Annotated in this window: 19 protein-coding genes; all 19 read right to left on the bottom strand. The window is 44.7% G+C overall.

The genetic code is table 11. From position 1 onward, the window contains the following. Nucleotides 1-17 precede the first annotated feature (17 nt). Entirely contained in the window at nt 18-773 is a 756-nt protein-coding gene (locus tag ACESPQ_RS01420) for a collagen-like protein (RefSeq protein ID WP_373143800.1), read from the bottom strand. A gap of 154 nt (nt 774-927) precedes the next feature. Continuing rightward, nucleotides 928-1125 carry a cold-shock protein gene (locus tag ACESPQ_RS01415; protein WP_009589121.1) on the bottom strand — a complete coding sequence of 66 codons (198 nt, stop codon included), beginning with the start codon at nt 1123-1125 and terminating at the stop codon, nt 928-930. Nucleotides 1126-1454: 329 nt separating this feature from the next. Beyond that, nucleotides 1455-1652 (bottom strand): cold-shock protein, encoded by a 198-nt coding sequence (locus ACESPQ_RS01410; protein WP_002606099.1) that lies wholly within the window; start codon nt 1650-1652, stop codon nt 1455-1457. A 27-nt stretch (nt 1653-1679) separates the two neighbouring features. After that, nucleotides 1680-2348 (bottom strand): ComF family protein, encoded by a 669-nt coding sequence (locus ACESPQ_RS01405; RefSeq protein ID WP_002606100.1) that lies wholly within the window; start codon nt 2346-2348, stop codon nt 1680-1682. Further along, nucleotides 2345-3499 carry a helicase-related protein gene (locus ACESPQ_RS01400; protein ID WP_002606101.1) on the bottom strand — a complete coding sequence of 385 codons (1155 nt, stop codon included), beginning with the start codon at nt 3497-3499 and terminating at the stop codon, nt 2345-2347. The genes ACESPQ_RS01405 and ACESPQ_RS01400 overlap by 4 nt, the downstream gene beginning before the upstream one ends. Nucleotides 3500-3658: 159 nt before the next feature. Then, nucleotides 3659-4669, bottom strand: a complete 1011-nt coding sequence (gene galE, locus ACESPQ_RS01395) for a UDP-glucose 4-epimerase GalE (protein WP_002606102.1) — start codon at nt 4667-4669, stop codon at nt 3659-3661. A 257-nt stretch (nt 4670-4926) separates the two neighbouring features. Then, entirely contained in the window at nt 4927-5925 is a 999-nt protein-coding gene (locus ACESPQ_RS01390) for an SIS domain-containing protein (RefSeq protein WP_109769829.1), read from the bottom strand. 35 nt (nt 5926-5960) lie between these two features. Next, on the bottom strand, nt 5961-6794 hold the full coding sequence (locus ACESPQ_RS01385) for a PTS system mannose/fructose/sorbose family transporter subunit IID (protein ID WP_373143799.1): 834 nt from the start codon (nt 6792-6794) through the stop codon (nt 5961-5963). Next, nucleotides 6781-7554 (bottom strand): PTS mannose/fructose/sorbose/N-acetylgalactosamine transporter subunit IIC, encoded by a 774-nt coding sequence (locus ACESPQ_RS01380; RefSeq protein WP_002606105.1) that lies wholly within the window; start codon nt 7552-7554, stop codon nt 6781-6783. Before ACESPQ_RS01380 ends, ACESPQ_RS01385 begins: the two co-directional genes overlap by 14 nt. Before the next feature lie 85 nt (nt 7555-7639). Beyond that, the gene (locus ACESPQ_RS01375) at nt 7640-8116 is read right to left on the bottom strand and encodes a PTS sugar transporter subunit IIB (RefSeq protein WP_257379039.1); all 477 of its coding nucleotides are present in this window, start codon (nt 8114-8116) and stop codon (nt 7640-7642) included. Nucleotides 8117-8281: 165 nt separating this feature from the next. Continuing rightward, complete coding sequence (locus ACESPQ_RS01370) at nt 8282-8701, bottom strand: PTS sugar transporter subunit IIA (RefSeq protein WP_118002181.1); 420 nt, start codon at nt 8699-8701, stop codon at nt 8282-8284. A gap of 13 nt (nt 8702-8714) precedes the next feature. After that, nucleotides 8715-9536 carry a sugar phosphate isomerase/epimerase family protein gene (locus ACESPQ_RS01365; protein WP_002606108.1) on the bottom strand — a complete coding sequence of 274 codons (822 nt, stop codon included), beginning with the start codon at nt 9534-9536 and terminating at the stop codon, nt 8715-8717. After that, nucleotides 9526-12282: a sigma 54-interacting transcriptional regulator gene (locus ACESPQ_RS01360; RefSeq protein ID WP_373143798.1), complete on the bottom strand. Its 2757-nt coding sequence runs from the start codon at nt 12280-12282 to the stop codon at nt 9526-9528. Before ACESPQ_RS01360 ends, ACESPQ_RS01365 begins: the two co-directional genes overlap by 11 nt. Before the next feature lie 279 nt (nt 12283-12561). Continuing rightward, a complete protein-coding gene (locus ACESPQ_RS01355) occupies nt 12562-14415 on the bottom strand; it encodes an ATP-binding protein (protein WP_008728156.1) in 1854 nt (617 codons plus the stop codon). A 12-nt stretch (nt 14416-14427) separates the two neighbouring features. Next, entirely contained in the window at nt 14428-15423 is a 996-nt protein-coding gene (locus ACESPQ_RS01350; RefSeq protein ID WP_257334234.1) for a phage tail protein, read from the bottom strand. A gap of 21 nt (nt 15424-15444) precedes the next feature. Continuing rightward, nucleotides 15445-17364 carry a hypothetical protein gene (locus ACESPQ_RS01345; protein WP_373143797.1) on the bottom strand — a complete coding sequence of 640 codons (1920 nt, stop codon included), beginning with the start codon at nt 17362-17364 and terminating at the stop codon, nt 15445-15447. A gap of 160 nt (nt 17365-17524) precedes the next feature. Further along, nucleotides 17525-20242: a hypothetical protein gene (locus ACESPQ_RS01340; RefSeq protein WP_373143796.1), complete on the bottom strand. Its 2718-nt coding sequence runs from the start codon at nt 20240-20242 to the stop codon at nt 17525-17527. Nucleotides 20243-20295: 53 nt separating this feature from the next. Beyond that, complete coding sequence (locus ACESPQ_RS01335) at nt 20296-20679, bottom strand: GPW/gp25 family protein (protein WP_257379042.1); 384 nt, start codon at nt 20677-20679, stop codon at nt 20296-20298. Then, nucleotides 20672-21433: a phage baseplate assembly protein V gene (locus tag ACESPQ_RS01330; protein WP_257379043.1), complete on the bottom strand. Its 762-nt coding sequence runs from the start codon at nt 21431-21433 to the stop codon at nt 20672-20674. Before ACESPQ_RS01330 ends, ACESPQ_RS01335 begins: the two co-directional genes overlap by 8 nt. Between the last annotated feature and the right edge of the window lie 2 nt (nt 21434-21435).

Below are 21435 nucleotides of genomic sequence, written 5' to 3'. Positions count from 1 at the left end.
TCCCCTTCCTATTCCTTTTATTTCGTAATGATTTCTGCCTTACATGCTGATACAAATGTCGGATCGCTGTTGTTTGGGCCCACCAGTACCACCATTGCGAATTCATTTCTTATCACAGTTCCCTGTCCCACCGTCTGACCGCCGGCGTTAATGTCAACACCCGAGGTTCCGACTGGAAGGTAGGAGCGTACAGCATTTTCGCAGGCAGCACTGCATCCGGTTGGAGCAGGTACAGGTGCAGGAAGATACGTAATAGCTTCATTATATACTGCGCTCGTAATTCGCACAGATGCAATGCGGCAGATCGACACGGCCTCTTGAGGTACGCCCTGTGCATTGGTGAGCTGCAGCAGTCCATAATCAGGTGACGGCAGCAGGGAACCGGCACGGCCACTGGCATTGTTACCACTTTCCATTGCAACAATGACAGTATCGTTTGGATAGAGCTGAATGATCTGCAACAATATATTGATCATCTGCTGAACACACAAGCAGTCAGCACCACTTCCTTCAGGGCCGGTTGGTCCTGTGCTTCCTGTATTTCCCGTTGCCCCGGTCGGGCCGGTTGGTCCGATACCCGCTGGGCCCGTTGCTCCGGTACTTCCGGTTACTCCTGTGGCTCCCGTAGGACCGGTGATTCCGATACCGGTTGGCCCTGTTGGACCGATACTTCCTGTAGCACCACGAAATCCTCTGGGACCACGTGGGCCCTCACAGCAACAATCACAACAGCAATCACAGCTGTCATAATATTCATTCTCATCATATAACATGATTCTCACCTCTTTTCATAACCATCACAAATTTTCATGGTCATTTCAGAGTATGTTGAACGTATATCTCCGGTGGCTGTCATCTCCCTATTTTTATCATAAAAAAATAACCGTGACAGCCATTATACATTGGAATCACGGTTATTCTGTTTTTTTACGCTTTAACGATGTTGTGAGCCTGCAGTCCACGGTCAGTTTCAACTAAATCAAATTCAACTTCTGCATCAGCATCAATTGTTTTGAAACCTTCCATCATCAATTGTGAATAGTGGAAGAATACATCTTTTCCATCCTCTAAAGTGATGAATCCGTATCCCTTTTCCTGGTTAAACATTTTTACTTTTCCTCGCATTGCTTCAAAACCTATACCTTTCTATGCTTGATCTATTGCATAACATCATTATAGACAGTTTACGAGTGAAAATCAATCAAAAAATTGTGAACTTTTTGAAAAAACTATCATGTTTTTGTAATATGTTTCTTATTTTTAAACAGTTTTTCATTTATGTATAAAAATTACATATGTAGAGAAATATTTTTCATTCATAAGACATGTGCTTTGTAATGTATTATAGGTTTTTATCTGTTAAAAACCATAGTTTAAACACTACATTCGAATATCTATTTGCCAGAAAACAGGAAAAGGATCCGGAGAGCTCCTGATCCTTTTCTTTGCGCCATTTATGCTTTTTCTACATTTCTGGCCTGCAGTCCCTTATCGGAATCCACCGTATCAAATGTTACTTCCTGACCTTCCTCCAGGGACTTGTATCCTTCCTGTTGGATATGAGAATAATGTACGAAAATATCCTTTCCATCTTCTCCATTGATAAATCCATAGCCCTTCTCAGCATTAAACCATTTTACTTTGCCTTTCATTTCTGACTTCACCTTCCTGTATCTATGTCAAAGTATAGAGAACATCCCTTTTCTTTTCAAATCTTTTTTTTCGCAGGATTCGACAAATCGGGGATTCGCACAAAGCGCCAGTGCCTCTATCTTATACCTATGCTCCTGAAGAAGATCATATGCACAAAGTAATGTATTTCCACTTGTAACAACATCATCAACCAGCAACAGTCTGGTTTTTGGAAGAACGATATCCGGTTTCATTTTTATTACCTGGGAAATATTTTTGCGGTTTTCAAAGCTTTGCAGGGACTGCTTGTGATTACAGGTCTTATAAAATGGTTCAATGGTCTTTAAACGGCAGGCATGCAGCATGTCCTTTACCGGATGAAAGCCGCGTTCAATGGTTTTTTCTTCGCTCGAAGGAAGAAGAACGATCGTGTAGTGTCGAAATTTAGCATTGATTTTTTTCATGATGTCATGGAAAAACACGTCTCTTAGAGCTGTATCCAGACCTTCCTTATATTGAAATATCATATTTTCCAGAAAATCATTATATACATATGCGATATGCAGCTTTATGCCATTCAGCTTTACCGTCTTATTCAAAACGGTTAACTCATGACGGCAGGCTCCGCACAAAAGGGAATCCTGACGCAGGAATTCAAAAAGACTTTGCTGATTTGTTATCTCCTCCATACATAGTCGGCACCATTCTTCCTTCATTTTGAATCCCCCCTGTTCATCCTCTGTAATGCCTGTATGCAGCGCTCAATATCTCTTGTTTTTCTTGTGCACAGAAACAAACCTTTCCCTGTCGGCATTTCAATATTACGTCCAACACGGCCAATCATCTGAATCAGGCTCGCTTCATTGAATACCGGATGATCAGCATGATAAATCACAACATGTACACCCTTGATGGTGATTCCTCTTTCCAGAACGGTTGTCGCAATCAGACATTCGTAGCGCTTTTCATGAAATCTTTTAAGGATTTTTTCCTTATCCTTCGTTTTTGAAGTAAAGGAAGTACAGCGAAACACAATACGCAGCCATCTGCTCATCTGCTCTGCCAGAGCTATCGTCGGTACAAAGACCAGGGTCTGTGCGGCTTCCTTTTTCTGCCACTTTAAAAATCGGATAAGCTGATACAGCTGTATGGAAGGCAAGGCTGCTTTCACATCAGGTACGATCAAAGGATAGCCATGCGGTCTTTGAAACAGCTCGACCATCTGCAGTTTTCCCTGCTTTACATCTGACAGCATTTCTTCATCCGGTGTAGCGGTCAAATACAGACGGTTCCCGATACAGGCATGTATTGCAATCTGCTTCAGCACAGCATTGCCACGATAAGGAAATGCATCCACCTCATCCATGATCAACAGATCAAACGCCGCATGATAGCGATACAGCTGGTGCATTGTGCATATGATGAGATCACCCTCGGTGACCTCAGTATAGCCCTCACAAACCGCGATCACATTTAGATTTTTAAACGCATCCTGCATGCGCTCCCGTATTTCCAGAACAACCTGACGACGGCTGATGGCAAAGCCCACCTTGCAGCCTTTCGCAAGGCTTTGTTTAATCGCCTCCATGACAAGCTCCGTTTTGCCGGCACCACAGGCTGCATATACTAGCACATCCTGGTGATGATTCAGGTACATTACTATTTCTGAAGCACACCGTTTCTGTGCAGGAGTCAGTGGATATTTCAGCTGATATGCTGTATGAATCGGTTTTCTACATACATTTTTTCTTTCCGGCAGCTCTCCTACCCCAATTCTTCCAAACATGATGCATTTTCGACAGTACCAGCCCTTGGCATCTTTATAAAAGTAACGTTTCTCTGTATTTCCGCAACGCAGGCATTGCATAGTATCACCTCCATAGTTCTATACGTATGAAAGTGGTAAAAGTCCTAAAAAAAAACAGAATTTTTTTCATTCTGTCTTTTCTAACTTATGCGATATTTATTCGATAGTGCTGAAGCATTTCCATTTGTTTTTTATCTGTTTTTGTAGAATTGCAAACTATTAATTTGCTTCTTTTTCCACCTGTAAGAAATGCCATGCATCTGCACACATTTCTTCCAGTCCTCTTTCTGCTTTCCAACCAAGCTCCTTCAGCGCTTTTTCTGTGCTGGCATAGCATTGTGCAATATCCCCAGGACGTCTAGGATCAATCTGATAAGGAACCTCGATATTATTAACCTTTGCAAATGTATTAACAACATCCAGTACACTATATCCTATACCAGTACCGAGATTATACGCATCAACACCAATTGGTTCCATAACCTTATTCACAGCATTCACATGTCCCTTTGCAAGGTCTACTACATGAATATAATCACGTACACCCGTACCATCCGGTGTATCATAATCATTTCCATAAACATGCAGATAAGGCAACTCCTTATTGGCAACCTTAACGATATACGGCATCAGGTTATTCGGGATATCATTCGGACTTTCTCCTAACAGACCACTCTTGTGTGCTCCGATTGGATTGAAATAGCGCAGCAAAGCAATATTCCACTCATTATCTGAAATGTATAAATCTTTTAAAATCTGTTCAATCATCAATTTTGTCGTACCATACGGATTCGTAGTAGGTCCCAACGGGAAATCTTCAAAGATAGGTACACTTGCAGGGTTTCCATATACTGTGGCACTTGATGAGAAAACAATGCGCTTGCAGTTATGCTTTCCCATTACCTTACACAATGCAAGCAGCGACATCAGATTATTCTGATAATACATAATCGGTTTCTGTACTGACTCTCCTACCGCTTTATACCCGGCAAAATGAATAGCTGCATCAATTTTATGCTCACTGAATATTTTCTCCAGTGTTGCCTCATCACAGCAATCTGCCTCATAAAACGCAACACGCTTTCCTGTAATATTCTCAATCTTATCAACAACATCAGCCTGTGAGTTATACAGGTTATCAATTATCACTACTTCATTACCAGCTTCTATTAATTCAACGCATGTGTGGCTTCCAATGAATCCGGTACCACCAGTTACTAAGATTTTCATGTACGGTTCCTCCCTTAGTTTATCCATGTCCTATTATAGCATAATCCATTACTGATAGCGGAGAAACAAGAAAAAAAATAAGGATTTCACAAAACTAATCACCTTCAGTATATCAATTTAACCGTTTTCTATGCTTTTATATAACTCACCAAAAGCTTTTCTATCGCTTTAACTAAAAAAAGACCATGACGAAAGTGCTGTCCTAACACCATGGCCTGTTTTCCTGATAGTTTGATTTTTCTAACGCTGCTTCACAACTAATAATCCAGACGTCTGTAATACCGGCGAATATCCATTGGATGCCTTGTTTCTCTTTCCATATACGCATCGATCCGGTTATTTACCGCATGCATCACCAGGTGTGAAATGTGCTTTCTGTACCCTTCACTGATTCCCTTCAGCTCATAATCCCTTGTATCGATAATCGTGTAATTCTCACAGATTCTTGGCAGGAATTTCGCGACTCTTTCAGACAGCGGACGCTGCGCATCTTCTCCTATGAACACGGTAACCGGTGTTTCCTTTGTGATGATTTCAAACATACCATGAAAGAACTCCCCGGATGTGATGGACTTCGTCTTGATCCACAGCTGTTCCTCCCAATAGCACATTGCATAGGAATACGTTGCGCCCCACTGGTTTCCTGCCCCCACAAAATAGTGGATTGGATCATTCCAGTGTTTTTTTGCAAATTCCTGTCCAAATGCATCAGCCTTCTTTTCCACATCAATCAGCGCCTGTGCCAGATGTGCTTCAAATTCCGCATACATAGCATCACAATCCGAAAATTCCCCATTGTTCTGCATGAATCGATCCGCAACCATAAAGAACTTCAGCTGTTCATTCACCGGATACGCTATTTCATAATCCACCAGCTTTGCAAGCTCGGTCGTATCAATGTCAATAAATCCAATCACCTTTGCCCCGGCTGCCTGCATACGCTTTACAGCCTCTACCACTTCCACTGTGCTGCCGGTAACGGATGAGGTAATTACGACAGTGCCCTCACCCACACGCTTATTCCCCGTCGTATTGTACTCGGAAGCATTTTCCGCCCAGGTTTCGATTTCTGATTGTTCCTTCATATGAACCGCCGCCTGCATACCGCTCGCCCAGGTTCCCCCGATACCCAGCCAGCAGATATTGCGATATCCCTGTGCACATATCTCATCGACGATCCGGTTGATATCCTTACGGATTGCTAGTGCACCATTGACACTGCTTCGTGCCCATTCTTCATTGAATTTCAATAACATGTTCATGTCCTCCTCTTATTTGTAAATCATTTATCTTATCCGGCAAGTATACCGAAATAAGCACCTGCAATACCGAGAACCATCGTTCCCAGAATCAACATGATCGGATTGACTTTTTTCTTCAATAGCCAGAAATACATCCATGTACCACCCAGTCCGATCAACCCGGGCATAATTCCGTCCAGAATAGACTGCAGGGTGGTGACCTCTTCACCGACCTTACTCAGCTCGACATTCAAAGTCGTCCATACCATATCCTTTGACATACAGCCAATAACCATAACACCAAGAATACTCGCTGCCGCAAGCAGCTTATCCATCATACCGTTGGCCTGCATTCTCTGCAGATACTTGAAGCCAATGCTATAGCCGAAATGCGCGCCGAAATAGCGGATGATAAACGCAGGAATGTTATATATCAGAAAATACACAATCGGTCCAAACATATTTCCGTTCTGTGCCAGTGAAATACCGATACCAACAGCAATAACCCGCAGACAGCCGACAAATACAGAGTCACCGATTCCGCTCAGTGGCCCCATCAGTGCCGTCTTGATACTGGAAATCGCCTCTCCGTCCACCTCGCCACGTGATTTCATTTCCTCCATGGATGCCACAATGCCGCCAACGAACGGAGCAAGCTGCGGTGTGATATTAAAGAACTCGACATGGCGTGTCAGTGCATCCCTGTAGCCTTCCTCATCTCCTGCATATACCTTTTTCAAAATTTTATTCATCATCATGGCAAAGGCGATGTGCATCTGCCGTTCATAGTTCCAGGAAAACTCCATTCCCAAAGAGCCCTGGTTAAATGCCATTCTGGTGATATCCGCTTTCTGAATGCTCTTATCGGATTTAGAAGTCATCATCATCGCTCACCTCCATACCAGCTTCTCCAGCTGCGGCTCCCTTCAGATTCATAAAATCGAATTTGACAACAATCAGAATCACACCCAGAATTGCCACGCCTAATACAGGTACACTCATATAAGCTGCAAGCGCAAATCCCAGAAAATAGTAGGGAACATTCTGCCTGTTTACCGTCATGCGCATCAGCATTGCAAATCCCAATGCGGGAAGTAATCCGGCTGCCGCAGCCATACCATCCGTCACATAGGCAGGAATTGCATTGATCATACTGCCCACTGCTTCACTTCCCAAATAGAAAGCAAAGAACACAAGCAGGAATCGTCGTACAATGGTGATCATACCGATCAGCCAGTGTGTTGCCACAACACCGCCGTATTTTCCTTCCATGGCATAACGGTCTGTAAAACGCAGAATCACGGAATTAAATACATTGCAGAAGTTACCGATTGCCTGTGACACCAGTGCAATCGGCATCGCCAGCGTAACCGCCGTTTCGATACCCTTCCCCATGGAAATTGCAAATGCAGTGGCCAGAACACCGCCGACAATCGTATCCGGTGGAACATATGCCCCAATACTGACAGCCCCCATAAAGAATAATTCCAGACTTGCGCCGATAATCAGTCCCTGATGCAGATTTCCCAGCACCAGGCCAACCAGCGGTGCAAGAATAATTGGTCGATTGATATACAGGGAGCCCAGCTGATCGCCGAAGACACCCAGACTTGCAATCAATCCGATTAAGCATGCTTGTACCATGATTTCCTCCTCTTTTGCATTTTCATGCATGTTTCAGGAATTAAATTCCTGTATATTTGACCCGCACGGTTGCGGGAAGCGGACCTTATTGATGCAGTACATGCTCCAGTGCTATTGGAGATTCTGCCGGCAGCTGCTGGATGAATACAGACACGCCGCGCTGCTGCAGCTCCTTTAATTCCGCCTCATCCTTATCACTGATGAAAATCGCCTTGCTGATTTGACGACAGCCTTCCCTTCGAATCGTTCCGCCCAGATTGAGACTGTGAACAGCCGGACAGCCTGCACTCAGCACATTGGCATCATGAATGGTCTTTACGACCACCAGCAGTCGGTACTTATCGGTGACTCCGCTGTTGATTGCCTTTATGGAATCCTCCAGATTTTTAATGACCAGCTTGACCCCGGAGGGCTTTGCCAGCTTCATGGTCGTTTTGAAAACCTCGTCATGTACCACTGCATCATTGGCAATCAGAATGCAGTCAGCACTCAATTCATTGGTCCAGGAAAATGCAACCTGTCCATGCAGCAGACGATGGTCCACTCTGCATAATTTGATCATATTTGACACCCTTTCTTTTGCGCTTTTTGCGCTTACTCACATGTAGAATAAAGCAGTTCAGCTATCTTTTCTTACACCCCACGCTCTTCGTGCATCTGCATGTCTTCTTTACAGCATGTGGTTACTCTTTTGTGCTTTGCGATTGTTCTTTTTAGGTTGCAGTATTTAAAATTCATCCTCCTGCGACGTAATACCTTTGACGGTTTCATTGCAGTACATGATCCCCGTTTTTGCTTCTGTGAACAGACGGCGAATCAGCTTATCCGCATCCTCATCGGAAAACAGAAACAGATTCATCAGCATCGGCAGATTCATTCCGGTTAACAAATGGAAATGCTCCTTCCCGATATATTTCATCAGTTCATTGTTTACACTTCCCCCGAACAGATCCGTACAGGCAATGATTTCCGCATCTGTCGGGATTTTCTTCATAGTCTCTTTGATCAGATCTGAAATATCCTGCCCGTCTTTCACATAAGCGGTTATAAGATGCACATGCTTCTTCTCTCCCAGAATAATGCGGATGGAATCATAAATCCCCTGTGAGAACATCCCATGACTTGCGAGTATATAATGTCGTTCCATATTCTCCCTCCTTTCACTCCTCAAAGCTTTTCAGCGTTTTCATTTCCGCAGACCATGGTTTTTCATAATACCTTTGGGTTGCCGTTTCCAGTGACAGATATCCCGGATAGCCATATTCCTCAAGGACAGCAAGATCCGCTTTCAGATCACGGCTACCATCCCCCCAGGCCAGATGACCGGTCGGATTCCCATCCACAAAGTGAATATGGACAATATCGCTGCCGAAGGCCTCGAAGTATTCCCGGGGTGTATGTCCCATACGTGCCATTGCCCCAAAATCGATACACACCTTGAGACAGCTGCTTCCAACCTCGTTTCGATATCGCTGGATGTCCTGAATTGTATTCACAAGACGCGATTCCTCCGGCTGCAGAGCTTCCAGAGCCAGAATCACATTTCTCTTTTTTGCATAATCTGTGATTCTCTTCATCATAACGACGGAGCGATTCCATGCTTCCTCCACCGTTTCACTGTAATAGCACCATCCGCTGGTCACCAGAACCTGACGACATTCAAGCTCACATGCGATATCAATCATCTGCCGGTAATAGTTGAGTACCTCTTCCTGACGATGCTTCTGCTTGACTGCGATATTGTTCGGCTTTGGGTTTGTCTGTTCCGGACAGATGCCGATGATGGTTATCTGATAGCGATCGCACAGCTTCTTCAGCTGTTCCGGCGAGTCATGACGGCGGGCATCCACATAATAATGCATGGGACCGCTCCACAGCTCCACATAATGCATGCCCAGCTTATGGACGGATTGAAAGAAATTCTCCAGCTCATAAAAGCGGTAATGGCAGTTCATCGCACAGAGTCTGTCTTTAAAATTCATCTTCTCCTCCTGCCTTTCGTACATCATTTTCTATATATTCAAAGAGATATGCTATTTCCGATAGGGGCAGCTTGACATGGTAGTGCTGCAGCATAACCTCAAAGCTCCGGTTGACATCCGCAATAAAGTCCTCATGCTGTTTCTCAAAGGATGACAGGTCTGTATATTTTTCCAATGCCGTTTTTGTGACCAGACGTTCCACCAGGAAACAGATATGAATATAAATGCCGACAATGGTCTTGCTTTGAAACTTACGACCCATCGTATGCTGAAGCGCACTGACGGAGTCACTGACATAATCCAGCAGCTTATCTGCATTCAGAATCGTGATATTTTCCATGACTGACTGCATGGAGAAATTTTTCAACAGCTGACGGTCAAATTCTTCAATTTCCTCTTCCTTCAGATATGGCCGAAATACCTGATTCAGCTGTTCGATATGTTCGAAATTCATGATATCCTCCAGCGTCACACTATTGACCTTTTTTAGCTTCAGCGAATACGGCTTGATCATCAACACCACATCATATCTGTGAAATAAAATGTCCTCTGCCTTATTTTTCATCAGCTCATCATATTCATAGGAAATCATTTTCAAATCAATGGGACGCGGCAGACTGTTTTTGAATAATCGGCACAGCTTTTCTGAAATGACCATACCGGCATCATTTGTGAATACGATTGCTTTTTCCTTCTTCGCCTCTGAGAGTACCTTGTAATTGCATTGATTTTCTGCACAGGCCGTTTCCAGCAGATTCTCCAATTCGTAGTGCTGCTGTATCTTCATACCGATATTCAGAGCAAGTGAGGTGGAAATATTATTGATCACACCGACATTCACACTGTCTGCAATCACCTCGCCGATTCCCTCCAGTGACCCCATATCGACAAGCAGGATAATGTTTTTCAGATGCGGATTTTCTTCAATGAAATCGTTCAGCTTGCCGCTGATTTCCTGTACCGGTGTATTCAGCGGCATATCGATAGCTTCAAACGTATAAGAGTTCAGCAGCGAATTTGCGGCATCGGCAATAGAGCTTGCGGTAGAGTACCCGTGACTCAATATGATACCCACAGTATCTTGAGAGCGGATATCACGATTGTAGAAGTTGATATTCAGCATCAGAAAGATACGGTTCATTTCCGACAAGCGCATGTTGATATTGGAATGCAGCTGTCTGGCAATGGATTCCGTCAGAATATATTCATTGCTCATATTCTCTGCCATTTTCTTTAGACAGCGCTGTATTTCCTTCTGGTGATCCTGTTCCCACTGATGCAGGGAGGAGGTGTTTTTCTGCGCAGAGACGAGCATTCTCGCCAGTACATAGGCACAGTTGATCGGCAGATTGATATTTTTCATGAGCTTCACGCTGTTCAGCACACCGATGACTATTTTCTCCATAGCCTCCAGTCGGCCGTCATAGTACGTTTCCTGAAAAACAAGGATATCGTAGTAGTAGCGCAAGGCCTTCTGCCCCTGTTCCAGAAAGCTGGTAAAGGCATGTGTATCCATGCAGGTTTCTTCAAATGCCTGCAGCAGCTGTTCCCACATGATGAGGATTTTACTGCCGGCTGCGTTTTTCTCCACTGCGTCTATGCGAATCAGAGAATCACTGTCCCTGCTGTTTTTTTCCACCTTAAGATGATCGAGCAGCTGAACAGGCAGGTGATACAGGCAGATGTCCATGCGCTGGTTTGATATACAGTCCGCAAATGCATTGGCACATATGGTACGGATACATCTTCGCAGTTCATCGATATTGCTTTCAAAATGGCAGCTCATCAGGAAATGCTGAAGACGCTTTGATATATAAATCGTGCGTTCCAGACGTGCCTGTTCTTCCTGAAAAAATTTAATAACGAATTCCAGACGCTCCTCCTCGTTGCGTTCCTGAAAGGATGGGATGGAACAGATAACAGGAATGCTGAGCAGCAGGCTATGACAGAAAGCCGTATGCGGATCTTCACTGGTGGAGAGAATCAGATGGACACGGGATTCAATCTGTGCCTGATCATCCTGCATTCTCGTAAATTTATTTCTGCTTAAATAGTCGGCCAGCTTTTCCTGACATTCCTCACTCAGATGACTGGCGTCCTCTATACAGAGGATGCCTTCATCTGCCTCCTCCAGCAGTCCCCGCTCTGCCGCTTTCCCATCTGCGGCACCTTTTCCAAACAGCTCCTCCATCTGCCTGACTTTATCCTCACCGCGAAATGCCTTTTTGCGAAGCAGCGGTATCTCTTTTCTCGTGGAGGTCATGTGATTCAGACAGTATTCATGTGTGAGTCGTACCAGATAGGATTTTCCACATCCCATTTCCCCATGGAGAATGACAGGTAATCCTCCCTGCGGATAGGAGAGGGCGGTTTTCAGCTGTGCAATCGGGTATTGCAGGCTGCCGTCACAGCCGATTGCTTTTTGAAAATCCTGCAGCTTGGGACTGTTCCGGTGCAGCTCCTTCATAAGCTCACCCAGACTCAGATATTCACAGCTTTTTAATTCCAGCTGATACTTGCGTTCCAGCACACTGCGATCCATATAATAGACGGGACGCGTACTGATTTTTATGATACGCTCATCCTTCACCAGCTCATTGAGATACTGGGAGGTTAAGGAGCGGGAGATGTTTAAAGCACTGCTGATACTGATTGTTGTAAAACCGCCCAGCTCATTCATGCGCAAGCCCCGGGTAATTTTCTGCAGATATTCCAGAATCTGCAATTTTGATGTTGTGATATTCATGAAAGCACCTCACTTTTCCGGTACCGCTTGTTTACGATACCATTATAGAAATTCACATTGCACTGTGTCATCAGAGTCCTGTATTTTTGACACAGCGCAATGTTTCCATTCTAACTCAAACACTAAAGCGGTTTCAACACTATACAGTGTTGATTTAAAAGACACTGTTGAAATGGGGGCAACAGTGTCTGTTTGAATTTATATATTCCAGTGTTTGGTATTTCCAATCAAAGATTACAAAGTCTGATGCTTTCTTTCTGCTTCTGTAATCATAGATAATCATGATTCTGTATGAAGGAATTTCATTATCTCAACAGGAATCTGCTCCTGCCGTTTATTATATTCCAGTTTGACTGCTTTCAAGATATGTTCCAGAGTAAGAAAAGCTTTACCTTCCATTCTCCAATAACAAGCGGCATTGACTGCAACATTTTCAATTTGCGCCAGAGTCAGATTCAGGTGCTCTGCAAGCCAGGTGCAGGGAAGCTCCGTTTTCAAAGGGATACCTGAAAAACAGACTCTCCATTTTTCAGCTTTAACAGTTTTATCAGGTAGTGGAAACCGAATCATGACCGTTATGCGCCTTAAAAAAGCATCGTCGAAATTCTGAAGGATATTGGTTGTCAGAATCACAATGCCCTGATACTGCTCTATTTCCTGCAGCAGAAAGGCCGTTGCACTATTCGCATATTTATCATTTGAAGAGGCTAGGGCTGTTCGCTTTCCAAACAGTACATCCGCTTCATCAAACAACAGGATACAATTATTTCTCTGAGCATTTCTGAACATTTCCCGCAGGTGTTTTTCACTTTCTCCGACATATTTATCCATAATCATCGAAAGATCAACCTGCCATACCGGAAGGTCAGCTTCCTTTCCCAGGATTCTGGCAGCCAGGGTTTTACCGGTTCCGCTGGGGCCGTGAAACAAGACGATACAGGCATGTATTCTTTCCTGTACATGATAGCTAGTATCCCCCATATGCTGAATCCTGAATAAAATATAACGCAGCTGTTCCTTTAGGTCATCACTACCCAGCCAGTCCTCCCATTGCGCATCATGAGGCAGTACTTTATAAAGTGGAGATGTGAGGTCTCTTGAAATTATATCCATATGATAATTTTTCAATCCGCTTCCCTCCGGATCAATTTTTTTATAATTCACCATATCCTGCGGTGTCATATGAAGATAAGATTTAACCCATGTCTTTTCCCAAAGAAAGAAACTCATTGTCTGTAAATCTTCTGCAGATAAATACAGAGGTAACTGAATAACAGGATATTTGTTTGTGAATGACGACTCAGCAGAAATAATAACAGGGATCTTGACATAGCTAAAAAAATAATCTAGAAAGGAAATCTCTTCTTTGAGCAGATCCTTTGCAGTATCCAGATAAACAATACCTCCATTCAGTAGTCTGCAAAAAAAGGCAATACAATACAATATTCGAAGTCGTTCCTTTTGATCTGCCTGCTTCCATGCAATACCAGATAGTAAAAACACAGATTCTTCGAGAATTTTTGCACACCGCAATACTAAGGTTCGCTTTCCTGCATGTGCTTCTGCAGCCAGAATACAGGATTTTTTCAATGTTATATTCTTCAGCAGTTCTGCTTGCTGTTCTTTATAAATTGGAGCAAATGTCTGCTGGGATACTTCCATATATTGAAACGCCTTATGCTGAGCCAAACAGCCGCTGAGCAGATAGTATAAAGCATAAGAATGTAATTTAATCGGTGTCATCATCAGATAAGTTCCTTCATTACGCTGAAAAAGCATATCTTCATTCAAAAAAGCCATACAGACAGCCGCTGCATCTACAGGTAATGGTTGCATTGCAGAATACCATGATAGAATGACGCCTAGAGGAAGAAAGGATGCCTTTGTTTGTTTATATACATAAGAGGATAAAGCTGTGTCTGTCTCATAAAGAAAGGCACACAGAAGCAGAAAGTACAACATATCTTCCAGCTGAAACTGTTCCTTCACATAAAGAAAATTCGGTTTTGGATAATCAGAAGGCTTCTGAAGCTCCTGAAATAATACAGCAAGCTCTTTTGGTTTTTCCTCAGCCTGAAGCAGTTCAGATAATTCCAGACATTTCTTTAGGTATTCCTGATTACTCACCTGCATACCGTAATCACCTCATCTCATAATATCCACACAATCCAATTCAGCAGTGTCCATCACTCGGTCTGCTTCCCACAACGCTGCTGTAACACCAAGGAAGGCATTCTCATCCATATAGGACTGCCTTGTAAAATGCACATGAGCCACTGCATTCGCTGGTACCTCCTGTTGAAAAAACGACAACAGCTTCCGCTTTTGCCTCACAGGTAAGCAAGGTACAAACACATGCAGAGTACGCTTCTTTATCTGCATACATATGTTAATGTGAAACAAGAACTTCACCAGCTCAAAAAGATAACGCAGACTGCCCTTTTCCTGATAAATTTGATTCCATAAAGCCGGAAGCCCGCGCAGTGCAGACAGCTCTGCATACTCCTGAAAGTGCTCCAGTCCCAGCCATGTAAGCAGTTCACGAAGATGCTCCTCATCCGCACAAAGCGGATCCAGCTGCTCATAAAATTGATCAATTTCCTGTTCCAGAGAGAGATACACATCCTTGAATATAGACAGATACGCATCCAGCGTAGGGTTGTTTCGGTATACATATGGCAGATATTCACTAAACAAAACGGCCGGATAGCTTAATTCATAGCCGATGAATTGGAGTGTATTGCCTTTCGGCTTGCGGACCTGAAAGCAGAAGATAAGATAGCGGCCCTCACTTGCTTCCTCCCTGCCATACAGCAGCAGGTCCTGTTTGCTTTTTGTAAATCCATTCTGCCGGATGACATGAAAACGATCCAATACAGAGAAATCAAGCAGCTGCTCTCTTGTGGAAGCAGAATCAAACATCCAGACGGATACCTGCAGTTCCCACAGCTGGACAAAATGCAGGTGTAGTTCATCCCAGGTCCCCTTCACTTCACCACAGTCAAAGACGTCACTGACATAAACAGCCTCATCGTTTTGTATGCCCATGCATAAGGCACCGTTCGTGAGCGGTGTAAAACCGATCCATGCCCCCTGCAGGCTCATATCCTTATTCGATTGGTAGCTCAACGCTTCCCGCACATCATCACCTCATTTAATTTATTATAAGCAATGCGTAATCACAACATCCGCAAGCACGTAGGATACAGCAGCCTCATAGCGCAATACTTCACTTTCTCTATCTGTCTGAAAACAGCAGCGGATACAATCCAGTGAACATTGATCTCTCAATTCCTGTCGAAGCTCATCCGCAGCAGCATCCACTTCTTCCTGCTGGCAGCGCTTCATATATGTTTTACAAAGCGCCTCCGCCTGTTTCTGTATCTGCCAAGAAACTGAGTTCGCAGCCTGCAGCTGAATCACTGTCCTTTTCAGCTTAATATCCTGTACACTCACATCATCTGTAAAGGGAAGATGCTGTTCCACAAGGTGCTGTACATAAGTCTGATAGCTTGGCATATGGCAGGCATGATCACAGCTATCCAGAATATAGAGCATCCATTTTCCAGGCATGCTCTGTATGCGAACCTCCATCAGGGATAGCAGCGGATATTGCAGAAGAAATTCCTTAAGCTTCTCCTTATGAAAGAAGATACCGCCGTATATCATGGCTTGCTCATACAGAGATGCAGACAGGGCATTGCATCCATTCATATGCGGATGATAAATCCGAACCGTTTCCCTATGCAGGGTAACCGGCTTTGACAGCTGTTCAAAAGCGGTGAAGAACAAGCCGTTCTCCATGGCTTTAGGAAGCTGAAAATCTCGGCCGTTTCCCATGATGATGCCTGTTTCGTCGCGATAGCAGCCCATTGCACCATTGGCCTTCTCATAACGATCAATGACTACGCCATCCTGCCATATACCCTGTGCAACCTGAAAAGCAAGACGATATGTTGATGCAGGGGCAATATCAATACGCTGTGAGCTGATTCCGTTTATCGTAAAGGTGGATACCAGCTCTTTCAGCTTCTCTCGCTGTGCAACCAGCCTTGCGAAAATCGCATCAGATGGAAGCTTCTCCCAGTAAAAGTGACTGGCAGTTCTTGTCTGCACTCTTCGGCAGGGATGCTGAACCCATCGTCCATCCAACTTCTGTATCTGCAGTATGTAGTTCTCCTTTGCGATATCCTCTGCAATCCGCAGTTCTGTTTCCTCCAGACTTGACAGCATCCATGTTTTTGCTAATGTACTGACAGCCTGCAGCAGAATCACATTCATCCAGACAGCCTGTAAACCGATTGGATGATCATAGCACGTTTCTTTTATTCGCAGACGCAGCCAGAATCCGTTTTCCTCAAAGCAGGTGGTTTCCGCCATATCCTTACCCGGACGAAACCGTAGCTCACCACTGTTTAGCAGCGCATGGGTATCATCCTGAACATCACAGGCGTTCTGCCAGCCGTGAATACTGAAATAGTCCACCTGCATATCCGCCAGCTTCGGCCATTCCAGTCCGTATACTTGCTCACAGGAATTTTCCACACAGATGTAAAAGGAGGAAACAGCATCGCGTGGCAGCGGATTCTTCAGACGAAGGTAGAGCATACAGGCATCCTCACTCAAAGGCAGTGTATAGGTTCCCTCCAGCGATCGAAGCAGCTCTGTAATCTGTTCTAAATGGTACCCGTTCTGTACATAGATGGAGCATATTTCATTAGGAACCAGGTGATAGGCATGCTCTGCTTCCAGTGTCAGATAATCCTCACCCAATGCTATGGAAAACGGCGTACCCTTTTGTAAATCGACAGGGTGATTCGGTTGCATACGAAACGGCAGTGATCTGCAGCGAGTTTCCGGCAGCGGCTCCTGCTGAAGCAATTCATACTTCTTTTTATGCGATTCCTGCACCTGCTCACTGTAATAATTCAGCATATCCACCAGCATCGCCTGCATTTCCAGCAGCGTATAGGATACATCACTGGGATATATCTCTTCTTGCTTTGTCCGCTGCTTCCATTCCTTTAGCGCATCTGCGAACAATTCCTTATAGGTATGCGTATCTAGCTTCTGTACATTCATATCTGCCTCCATTTTATGCAAGCACAATAATTCAGCCTGCTCTTTCTTGATTCCGGGTATGTGAGAAATCGTACAGCTCTGCATAACCGATATTGACCGATTATTTTGTATCTCATTCCCCTTCCTGTACCTTACATTGAGAAAGAACCATTTCGCCCTCTTACATTCTACTTATGCTGTGTTCTTTTTCATCTGCCCTTCGCACTACCCGCACATTGGAAACCCGCATGATTCCCTGCTTGATATGCCGCAAAGCATGCAGCGGCTGTACCCTCGTGGATGGTGAGGAATGTACACGGCCTCTGATTTCACAGCAGACAATGTGCAGACCCGGCAGAGCATTTCGTACAACATGCACAATTACCTGCTCTTCACAATACATTCCGATTCTCCACCCATCCCCGTTTCTGCCATGTACAGGATGCAGGTACTCCCTGATCACTGCCTCCACCTGACGGTCGATATCCATATCCTCATGCTCTATCGTCAGCTGGATATTCAAAAGGATTTCGATAGGAGAACATATGTTAATTTTAAACGGAAAGGTATCCGGAAGCTGTTGTACAAGTACCTCCTCCACCTGCTTTTTCCGTTCACTAGTTTGTATAGAAAATACTTCCGTTTCCCATAACACCGCCACATGAACGATGTGCTGTTCCACTAAGCAGCTGACGTCCTGCAGATCGCAGAAGCACTCCATCAGAAATTCCTCCATATCGCGCAGTGTCTGTATATGCATGTGGTTTTTAGATTGCGCAAGGCGCTTCATCAGATGTGCATCCGTCTCCTTTTTTCTCTGCCATACGGAGTCGCTCAGTGTACGGATAGAGGAAATCCGCTGCATGCTTTGCGCCGGAAATACGACAGTCCCCTGTGGCAAAGCTTCTGCGGCAGACTCCTTACGGCAGAGGAGCCTTATTTCAATATGCTCATTCTGCAGACAGCCAGGAAATGTCTTACGATAAAAGGTTACAATATGCTGTTCCTCATCATATAGCACCCTGCGTTCTGCAAGTTGCTCAGCTTCAGCCACAAATGTACAGCTCTCCCAGCACTCCTGTACACGGAATTGCACTTCCTGTACATCGCCTTGGCAATGGACAGATACGGGAAGCTCATGGAAATGAAGTGTTTTTTCTATTGTGAATTCATCGTTTCCCGCAACGTATACGCAGTTTTCATATATGCGGCAGATACGGTTATCCCAATGCCCCTTTTCCTTTCGCACCTGTATCCAGTATCCGCTTTTTCCAAAGCGTTCCTTTGCCTTCACCGTGGAAGGAAAAAACATGCTGAGTAGCCCGCTGTGCGAAAATCCGCCGGTTTCATCCTCTACGGAAAGCTTTATCTCTCCATCCTCTCCATCTATCAGAAACTGTACATCCTGGCTGCTGTCAAAGGACTGCAGCAGCTCCACAAACATACGGCAGGGACCAATGCCGGGCTTTTGATTCAGCAGAAGGAACATCGTATCCAGCTTCACAGGGAAGGACGGAAACAAGAGAAATGTCTGCCCGATGCCGATATCCTCCTGCTGCCCATTTGCCCACAGTAGAATTTTATCTGGAGTGATGCGTTGATTTCCATAATCAAACTGCCAGCGTGAACGCGAAATCACAGGTATATGATGATAAGCGGGAAGCTGATAGCAATTTTCAGCCTTCGTAATCATCAGACGGAACCAGTAGCTTTCTATCCCGTCATAAACAAAGGGACACATATCCCTGGGACAGGTAAACTGAACACTGCAGGATTCCCTGGGCTGGTGAAAAAAATCCTTTGAAAAACGGACTTCATTCAGCTTTACCCACTCCCCGTTGAAATATTCCAGACGCACGCCATCCACAAAGACATCGTACACGATCTGCTGTCTGGGCAGCCTGCGCATGAAAAGGTGATAATCTGTTTCTTCGATGAGCTCTTTTCCTGCCGTATATACCGCTTCCTCTGTGGAAAACTTCCATGTCAGCGCTGCATTAAGGCGTGTGAATACCTCATCACAGCGCATATAGCATGTTTGAAATATGGAAATTGGAGCATCTGCGAGAGGAAAATGTCCGGGATTTTCTTCCATATCCTGTACACTGATACTATCCGGATAAGAGGATGCAGGTGGAATCCGCAGAAAAATGCTGTCGATATATAGAGAAGGCAGTGTCATGACATCACATACCTCCATGGTAAACACGAGAGTTCCCTCGGAAATCGGAAAGGCTTCATGAAAGTGAAAGCACAGATGATCTTCATCCTGCATAAGCGTCCAGTCATCGCGCACCTCGTCTTCCCAGCAGATGCTCCATCGTACACTGGCAGAGGTCAGCCATGTCAGAAAGGATTTTTTCTGCGCTTGCGCTGTTTCAAAATATACCTCGCAAACCGGATGCTTCCTGCGTTTAAAGATATTTCCAACACAAAACTGCAGCGCATACCGCTGTATGCTTTCTTCTGTCTGTTGAACCAACGGTATATCTTTACACACAGGAATGTGCGTGATCGAGCGATGCTCAGGATCGGCAAAAAACACCTCCTGTATGGATGTATGCTGCAGGCAGATATCCTCCTTTACCTTTACCGGCAGCAAAGCGCTTCCCTGAATATAGAAGTGGGTATCTTTCTTTACCAGCACACCCTGATACGCTAAAGAGGGATGAAGTTGCAGGCAGGTCATAAAGGGGGAGGCATACAGGCGCTGATAAGGCATGCGGTTCACATACAGACGGTGATGAACATCCATCATTTGCTGCAAAGCCTTTTGTGTATTCAGTAGCATTTGAATTCCGATATCCTGAATAATCGTCGCAGGATCCGTTTCATCAGCCTGCCACTGTTCAAGATATGCCATTTGCCGCGCTTTCTGCAGTGCTTTTAAATCGGTCACAGCTTTCCCTCCTTTAACGTTCTCCTAAATGGTTGACAGTATGCGCAAAACAGTTATCCGCTTTCCAAAGCCAGGGGATACTGTAACGCATCTCGCTTGCTATGCTCAGTACAGAGGTAGGAAATCGTAATCAGCAATACTGCATCCTCTCTTTGAAAGTCGACCTCAATATCTGTAATGCGCGGTTCCCATGTATGCAGGGATGCGATAATTTCCCGGCGGATCATTTCTTCCGTTTCAACGCTTTGATTCTCAAAGACATAGTCCTTAAGACGGCTGCCGAAAGAAGGCAGCATCCATCTCTCCTGAACATGGGTCGATAGAATCAGAAACACGCTGTTTTGAATGAGCTGTCTTTCATCACACAAAGATGAATGGTGTGTCCATGGATCAATTTGAAAGGGAAAGGAAAGCGTCGTATCCTGCGTTTTATCCAAGTTTAACGATGCCTCCCTGTACTTCGGTGATTCCGCTTGCAGAGATTTTCACGCTGGAATTTCCCTTGATTCCGACCTCCAGCTTTGCCTCCAGATTCACCTTCTGAGCACTGAGTTTTGTATCCATGGTGGTATCACTTGTCAGCGCCTGTCCTTTGATCTGCAGCTTATTACCTTCGATGCAGATAGTTCCATCCTTCTTCATGGTGATACTGCCCTCACCGCAGACCAGCTTTAATTCTTTTTCCGCATCCAGCTTCACACAGCCGTTTTTGCCATCCAGCAGCAACGAGCTGTCCTTCAGCTGCAGCTGCAGCTGCTGTTCCTTTTCATCCAGTTGCATAGCGGTATCCTGGCAGGTGATTTCTGCTTTTGCGGCATTCTCCTCATCCCAGAGCGAAAGCTTCATTCCGTTTTTCATAAGCCACTGCTTCTGTTCATTCTTCTCACTGCAGCCCTCCCAGATGGAAGCATCACCGGGGGCAATACAGCCGATGGCAACCGCTCTTCGCATATGCTCTCCGCTAAACATGACCATCACCTGATCTCCGATTTCGGGACGGCACAGAAAACCGTAGCTCTTACCGCCATATGGCAGCAGCAGCTCCACATCCTCCAGTATATCCTCTCCCTTTTTCATGTACGGAAGTTGTACATGCAGGGTTGCTTTTTTCTCATCCGTTCCATATCCGCATACTGTCGCAATTACCATATTGCGGAAACTGTTTTGTTCATCCATATGCATCAGATCCATAA

The organism is Clostridium sp. HGF2, from assembly GCF_964240115.1.
Classification (GTDB): domain Bacteria; phylum Bacillota_I; class Bacilli_A; order Erysipelotrichales; family Erysipelotrichaceae; genus Clostridium_AQ; species Clostridium_AQ innocuum.
Note: the sequence above shows the minus strand (reverse complement) of the source record. Positions and strands in the feature narration are given on the sequence as shown.

Coding starts and splice junctions, on each gene's coding strand:
- ACESPQ_RS01405 (WP_002606100.1), bottom strand. CDS start 2,348: ATGAAGGAAGAATGGTGCCGACTATGTATGGAGGAGATAACAAATCAG.
- ACESPQ_RS01375 (WP_257379039.1), bottom strand. CDS start 8,116: ATGATCAAATTATGCAGAGTGGACCATCGTCTGCTGCATGGACAGGTT.
- ACESPQ_RS01420 (WP_373143800.1), bottom strand. CDS start 773: ATGTTATATGATGAGAATGAATATTATGACAGCTGTGATTGCTGTTGT.
- ACESPQ_RS01355 (WP_008728156.1), bottom strand. CDS start 14,415: ATGCAGGTGAGTAATCAGGAATACCTAAAGAAATGTCTGGAATTATCT.
- ACESPQ_RS01415 (WP_009589121.1), bottom strand. CDS start 1,125: ATGCGAGGAAAAGTAAAAATGTTTAACCAGGAAAAGGGATACGGATTC.
- ACESPQ_RS01360 (WP_373143798.1), bottom strand. CDS start 12,282: ATGAATATCACAACATCAAAATTGCAGATTCTGGAATATCTGCAGAAA.
- ACESPQ_RS01400 (WP_002606101.1), bottom strand. CDS start 3,499: ATGCAATGCCTGCGTTGCGGAAATACAGAGAAACGTTACTTTTATAAA.
- galE (WP_002606102.1), bottom strand. CDS start 4,669: ATGAAAATCTTAGTAACTGGTGGTACCGGATTCATTGGAAGCCACACA.
- ACESPQ_RS01370 (WP_118002181.1), bottom strand. CDS start 8,701: ATGGAACGACATTATATACTCGCAAGTCATGGGATGTTCTCACAGGGG.
- ACESPQ_RS01410 (WP_002606099.1), bottom strand. CDS start 1,652: ATGAAAGGCAAAGTAAAATGGTTTAATGCTGAGAAGGGCTATGGATTT.
- ACESPQ_RS01330 (WP_257379043.1), bottom strand. CDS start 21,433: ATGGATCTGATGCATATGGATGAACAAAACAGTTTCCGCAATATGGTA.
- ACESPQ_RS01390 (WP_109769829.1), bottom strand. CDS start 5,925: ATGTTATTGAAATTCAATGAAGAATGGGCACGAAGCAGTGTCAATGGT.
- ACESPQ_RS01365 (WP_002606108.1), bottom strand. CDS start 9,536: ATGAATTTTAAAGACAGACTCTGTGCGATGAACTGCCATTACCGCTTT.
- ACESPQ_RS01345 (WP_373143797.1), bottom strand. CDS start 17,364: ATGAATGTACAGAAGCTAGATACGCATACCTATAAGGAATTGTTCGCA.
- ACESPQ_RS01385 (WP_373143799.1), bottom strand. CDS start 6,794: ATGATGACTTCTAAATCCGATAAGAGCATTCAGAAAGCGGATATCACC.
- ACESPQ_RS01380 (WP_002606105.1), bottom strand. CDS start 7,554: ATGGTACAAGCATGCTTAATCGGATTGATTGCAAGTCTGGGTGTCTTC.